Raw genomic sequence first — 6,175 nt, 5'->3', positions numbered from 1 at the left:
CTACGAGCGCAAAGCCGAGCACTTCCTGGCCTTCACCAGCATCGCCTGCACCCTCATCTGCTACCGCAGACTCACCAAATGAGATGACGTCTAAGGAGCCACCAGGCCCTCTCCGACGCGGAGATCACCCGGCGGGCCGCCGTCAACCCGCAGTACCTCCAACGCCACCGCGACCTCAAAGCTGAAGCCGAGACCGTCCGCGCCCACCTCGCCCAAGACGGTCCGCGGGCGGCGGCAGCAGCGACCGCCCGCAAGGAGGCGGCCCTCGAAGCCGAAAACCGCATGCTCCTGGAACAGCCTCCTACGCGGGAACCGGATCAGCCCTCCGCCTGCGTGGCCATTCTGCACGCACCACACCGTCGGCCGCGTTTGTTCGACAAAGTGCCGCCGCAGTGTCCCCCTGGGTGCCACGCTGGTCGGCGAAGCAACCCGCGGCGACGCCGTCGGGCGTGGGGAGGGGGACTGTGGCGCGGCGACTTGTCATCTTCGTACCGGCCATCACGGGCAGGACAGCGCCATGGGACACGCTGAGGCGGCGGCTCGCGGAGCTCGACGGCTACGGAGGGCCGGACTGCGACTGGGTCGTCGTGCCGCACGACGGTCTCGGCTACAAGAACGGCTCCGTCGCGAAGCTGGCAGCGACCGCCGGCGCCCGGATCCACGAGCACTGGGTCGCTGCCGGCGGCTACGACGAGGTGGTCCTGGTTGCCCACAGCCTCGGTGGTCTTGTCCTACGGCAGGCGTACCTCAACGCCCTGGGGGTGAACGGAGCGCACGAGCGTCGCCCGTGGGCAGGGAAAGTCGATCGCATCGTGCTGTTCGCGATCCTCAACCGGGGTGTCGACGTGTCCTGGAACAGGACGTGGTGGCTGCCCCCGATGGCCTGGTGCGCGCGGGTCCTGCCCGTACTCAGACGGTGGCTGGTGCACGATCTGCTGCGCGGGTCGGACTTCATCACCAACCTGCGGATCACCTGGATCCGCGAGATCAACACGCAGGACCACCCGCCGCTCGTCGTGCAGTACATCGGGACCAGAGACAACCTCGTCACCAGCGACGACAGCAGCGACATTCATCTGTTCCCCACAGGCTGGCAGGAGTTCCTCGCCGACGCCGATCACAACAACCTCCTGCGGCTGGACATCGCGCAGGACCCGGACGCCCGCTTCAAGCTCATCGCGAACGCGTTCATCACCCCCCGCAGCCCGGCGGTCGTCCCGGAGATCGGCACGCCGGAGAAACAGATCGTGATCCTCCTGCATGGCATCCGCGCAGGCAACACGACCTGGGTGAACGACCTGAAGGAGCTACTCAAGGCGGAACACCCCGGCACCGAGGTGGTGGGCGCCACATACGGCCGGTTCTCGGCACGCAAGTTCATCCTCCCGGTGACCCGCCGCAAGTACGTCGGCTGGCTGGGGGACGTGTACGCCGAACACCTCGCCAAGAACCCCAAGGCGACGTTCCATTTCGTCGGCCACAGCAACGGTACGTACCTCCTCGGCCATAGCCTCAGCCGTATCCCGGGCATGAGGTTCCACCGTGTGCTGCTGGCCGGGAGTGTCCTGCCGCCGTCCTACGACTGGGCCAAGCGCGTCGACCAGGCCCAAGTGGCCCAGATCAGAAATGAGCGCGCCGTACGCGACATCCCCGTCGCAATCCTCTGCGCCGGGCTGCGGGGATTTGGCATGCGCGACATCGGCACCGGCGGGGTGGTCGGCTTCGACGACGACCTCACGGTCAAGACCGAGGTCTACTACCACCCCGGAGGCCACGGCGCGGCCCTTGAAGCGCCCAACCTGCGCCGGATCGCCCAGTACGTACTGCACGGCACCTCTGAGCGGCCATCGAGGCTGCGCCGCGCACCCGCACGGAGCTTCTCCCTGCTATCCAGGCTGGCGGCGCCGCTGTTCATCCTCCTCGGACTTGGCGCCCTTGCCGGGATCTTCTGCTTCGGGCTGTACGGCCCCTGGACGCCGGTGATCAACTCGATTGCCGCGATCTGTGCGCTGCTCGCAGTGTTCATCGCCCTCGACGTGGCGTGAGCCACTCGCGGCCTTGACGGCCTGCGAGTCGATCCCTGCTGCCAACGGGTGCGGGGAGGTTCCCATGGTCCCGCGGTTGAAGAAGCCGAAGACTGTCCGGAAGGGCGGATAGTCGCTCGGCAGGACGGACCCTTCACAGCCGTGTCGACGAGACAGCGCAGGCATCGACGATCTCGCGCCGCAGATAGGCCTCGGCCTGCCGCCGCGCGGGGTCTGGCAGGCCGCCACCGGCAGCAAGGGATTGGCAGCCATTCCAGGTCGGTGGTGTCGGGCTGCTCCGCCGCCCTCAGTGGGTCACCCCGTAGACCTACAGGCAAACCAAGCCGTGTACTGCGGTGATGGACTCGTCCGGTGCACAGAAGGAGCCGTACACCGAGTCGTTGGTGTGCTCGCGGTTCGTGTTCAGGGGGAAAAGACGCCTGGCGAGGTGGTGACACTGCAGCGGGTTGAACGCAGGGTGTCGGTGAAGGACAGCCGGTCGGGATCCAGGCCCTGGGGTGGCGGCGGTTCTGCACATCAGGGACCGCAGTGCGTGGTGCACCAGCAGATGAGCCCAGATCTGTTGGTGCACGCCGTCCGGGGTCTTGCTGGACAGAACCACGGCGGACTCGTTGCGGGTCACGCTTCTTGCCGTCGGTGCCGGCAGGCGGGCGGACAGGGCAAGTTCTCCGACCCGGCAGCCACCGAGTTCCGCCTCCAGCACCACGTGGGTGCCGCACTCGACCAGAGCAGCCATCCTCACCTGCGGAAACGCGACTTGTCCGTGCCGCGGGTGTTGCCCGGGCGACCGAACACCTGCTCGTTCGCCACCGTATCGGCCACGTCCCAGCACGTGCTGTCCACGGCCATCAGACGAAAGCCCCGCCAGAACGCCCCTGGTGGCCTCCCATTGGCCGGAGGCTGGGCAGTGGCGGCGAACCGCACCCGCAGCGGCTCGGATCCCAGCCGGTCACGGGCCCTGAACAGGGAGGACTTCGTGGGTGTCTGCCACGAACCCCACAAGCCCACCCCGCGTAGACCCTCGGCCAGATGCCGCAGCACCTCGAGATGCGGAGCGGGCGAGAACAGAGCCAGCCCGAGAACGAAGTAGACCACCAGCCGGGCCGGAAGCAGCCGTCTGTGCTACTCGGTCCGGCCCCACGCGGCCACCACCCGATCGACCAGACCCGGCGGATACACCCAGGTCAACACGCCAAGACCCGATAACTCAGAATTTTGCGCATATCGGTATGGGCGTGTGCCCCACGGGGAGGGGAAACCCGTGGGGCACACGGGGGGCTTAAAGTCAGCGCCCCAGGAAATGCGGCATCAGGAGGTTCGGCGCATCACGGAATGATGCCCATGAGCCATTCAACGGACACCTCGGTGGATATCACCCCCCTACGGTCAGGGATTTCTTCACCCAGCCTGGAAACGTTTTCCGCCGGGACACCGCGGAATCTATCCTTCGTTTCGACTTTCGGCAAATCCTTTGAGTTTCTGCCCACTCCCACTTCGTGATTGCCACCGCATGGTGGACGCCGAGCGAAAGATTTTCCGGCGGCAGCCTTTCGGGCGGCCACTCCAATGCTGTCGGCGGGCCGCATTCATTGCACCCTACGCCGACTCTACTTGCTGTCCCGTTCTGGCCCTACGGGGAATTTCCGGCATGGCGGTTGGGAAAACCTTTCACCCCGTCTTCGCCCGGTAAATTAGCCGGTTTATGATGTAGCCGGAGGTTCTAGCCATGCGTGTGGAGCAGTTGGAGTACCTGGCGGCAGTCACGCGACTGGGGTCGTTGCGCCGCGCTGCAGAGGAAGTGCATCTGTCACAGCCAGCGCTGAGCGAGACACTCCGCAACCTGGAGCGAGAACTGGGAGTGGAGCTCCTGGAACGCAAGCGTTCCGGGGCAAGGATCAGTGACACAGGCCGTGAACTGCTGCCGCACATCAACGAAGTGCTCAACGCGGTCGACCGGCTGCGGCAGGCAGCCGACATGCAGCACCGAGTCAGCCGCAGACTACGGCTGGGCACGGTCAACGCGGCCACAGTCACACTCCTGACGCCGGCTATCCGGGAATTCCGCACCGCCCATCCATCGACCCCGGTGGAAGTGGTCGCAGACCAGCAGGACGGTATCCAGCAACAACTCGCTGAGGGCGGATTCGACCTCGGGCTGGTCAGCTACCTCCGAGACGATGACCCGCCGCCCGGCCTGCACTCCACGGAACTGCTGCGCGGACACCCGGTCGTGTGCGTCCGCCGGGACAGCCCACTGGCCACGCTCAACGCGGTCACCGTCACCGACCTCCTGGCCCAGCCATTGATCGTGATGCGATCCGGCTATGCCATGCACCGCTGCATCCACCGGCTTCTCAGAGGCAGGACCCCCTCCTTGTCGTACTCCACCGACGGCGCAGAAATGTGCAAGCTCATGGTGGCCGAGGGCCTCGGAGTAACCGTGCTGCCCGACTACAGCGTGCTCGACGACCCCCTGGAACGCAGCGGCACGATCATCTGCCGTCCGCTGGCGGAGGACACCACCGAACTCCGCGTCATGATCCACCGGCGTCACACATCCACGGCGCCCGCGGAAGAACGAGACCTGCACGCCATACTCGTCCGCCGGGCCGCAGAACGGCGCACCAGCTCGGTGAAGGGCTGCGCTCACTAGGCCGGGGCGAAGCCCGAGTCACGGTCGAAGACGCGACGTGCCCGTGACGGCCGACGTGGCTGCGAGGGAAAGTACTGGTGGAGAGCTCCGTGAGATCGCCGCCGGAACCCACCGCCGCTCGCACTGCCGCCAGATGGTGCGCGCCCAGGACCAAGTGGCGTGTCCGTCAGTTGCTGCGGCCCGAGGACCAGCCGGTGGCTACGGCCAACCGGCGCACGCCTCGCCGAACTGAAGGCACGGACAGGACGACCAGGTCCGCCGGCGCGGCCGGAGCTCGTCCTCGTAACGCGCGCCGATCCGGTTTCGGCACGGCCCTGAACTGCGGCGAAGCGCGGCCGGGTCCCGGCCCGCAGCACGGGGCGGGCCCTGGCAGATCCGTGACGTCTCAGGGCCCGCCCCCAACCTCAGTGGTTCAGAGCCAGACCACAGGACGCTTTCCGCAACCCCATGTGCCGACGTATCCGAGCATGTGGGCGTGGCGGTTGATGGTCAGCCCGTGGGAAAAGCGTGTGTCCGACAGATGCTTGTAGCCCCCACCTCTTGGCGCCACAGCGCAACGGCACCATCACCGGCCTGTTGTCATGCTTCCGAAAGACGGTCTCTTTCGGCTTGCCCACGCAAGAAGCGGCGACCTTCGAGGGACGACTACTGCCTTCACGACGTTGGTGATGCGGTTGGTACTGCAGCGGAGTTTCTGCAGGAGCCGCCAGCCCTTGAGGGTGGCCATGGCCTGCTCGCCAAGGCAACGGATCTTGGCGTGGGTGGTGTTGTGGCGGCGTTTCCACTGCTTGAGGCGACAGTCCCGAAACGGGACCCGGACGTGCCCACCGGTTCCTTGGTACGCCTTGTCCGCCCACGACTTGAGGCCCGCTGCGGCGAGGGCGTCGATGATTCCGTGCTGCCGGGCGGCGGTCAGATCGTGGGTCGAGCCAGGCAGAGCCGGCGAGGCTCAGAGCAGCCGTCCGAACGGATCGGTGAGGACCTGGACGTTCATGCCGTGGCGTTAGTGTTTCCCGGAGTAGTACAGGGTGTCGGTGGCGATGCGGTCGATGGGCAGCAGGTGCCGTCGAGGATGGCGCACCCCTTTCCTTTTCAGTCAAAATGACGGATGGCCGCTTCGACTTGCAAGCACTGCCACCCACCCCATTCCTCCTGCTGCGATAAAACTTTAGCCAGAGACTCGACTTAGGTCGATTAGAAATTTCCGAGATGGCAATAGGGTTACCCTTCCGCCGTCCCGCCTTCCGATGAATACGTCTTCGCCGACTGGCGCCAGCTCCCCGCCACCACTGACGCCCGCAGACAGCCGGCTACACCTGGCGCGGCATCGCCGTCTGACACAGGACCGACAAGACGCGCCCCGCTCCGGCCCCTGCATGACACAGGGCAGCTGACGGCCTGCCGCACTGACCTCTGCACGCCGGGTGCCGGCCGGCGCCGGTCCCGCCGTGTCCCCCATCGCGGCTATGCCGGTCAA

3 protein-coding genes and 1 pseudogene are annotated in these 6,175 nt (G+C 66.4%); 2 read left to right on the top strand and 2 right to left on the bottom strand.

What is annotated here, in order from left to right:
• The first annotated feature begins 392 nt into the window (after window positions 1–392).
• On the top strand, window positions 393–2,045 hold the full coding sequence (locus ACZ6AA_RS30855; protein ID WP_471461393.1) for an esterase/lipase family protein: 1,653 nt from the start codon (window positions 393–395) through the stop codon (window positions 2,043–2,045).
• Window positions 2,046–2,783: 738 nt separating this feature from the next.
• On the opposite strand, the gene ACZ6AA_RS30850 is transcribed toward ACZ6AA_RS30855, so the two are convergent.
• Window positions 2,784–3,158, bottom strand: coding sequence for a transposase domain-containing protein (locus tag ACZ6AA_RS30850; RefSeq protein ID WP_471461416.1), 375 nt, complete (start codon window positions 3,156–3,158; stop codon window positions 2,784–2,786).
• Between the two features lie 613 nt (window positions 3,159–3,771).
• On the opposite strand from ACZ6AA_RS30850, the gene ACZ6AA_RS30845 reads away from it, so the two are divergent.
• Window positions 3,772–4,698: a LysR family transcriptional regulator gene (locus tag ACZ6AA_RS30845; protein WP_468462723.1), complete on the top strand. Its 927-nt coding sequence runs from the start codon at window positions 3,772–3,774 to the stop codon at window positions 4,696–4,698.
• Window positions 4,699–5,263: 565 nt separating this feature from the next.
• Here ACZ6AA_RS30845 and ACZ6AA_RS30840 read toward each other — a convergent pair.
• Window positions 5,264–5,758, bottom strand: a pseudogene (locus tag ACZ6AA_RS30840) (transposase family protein); the annotation flags it as partial.
• Window positions 5,759–6,175 lie beyond the last annotated feature (417 nt).

This window comes from Streptomyces sp. NPDC040610 (assembly GCF_055594065.1).
This window is presented reverse-complemented; position numbering and strand designations above follow the sequence as displayed.

Coding starts and splice junctions, on each gene's coding strand:
- ACZ6AA_RS30845 (WP_468462723.1), top strand. CDS start 3,772: ATGCGTGTGGAGCAGTTGGAGTACCTGGCGGCAGTCACGCGACTGGGG.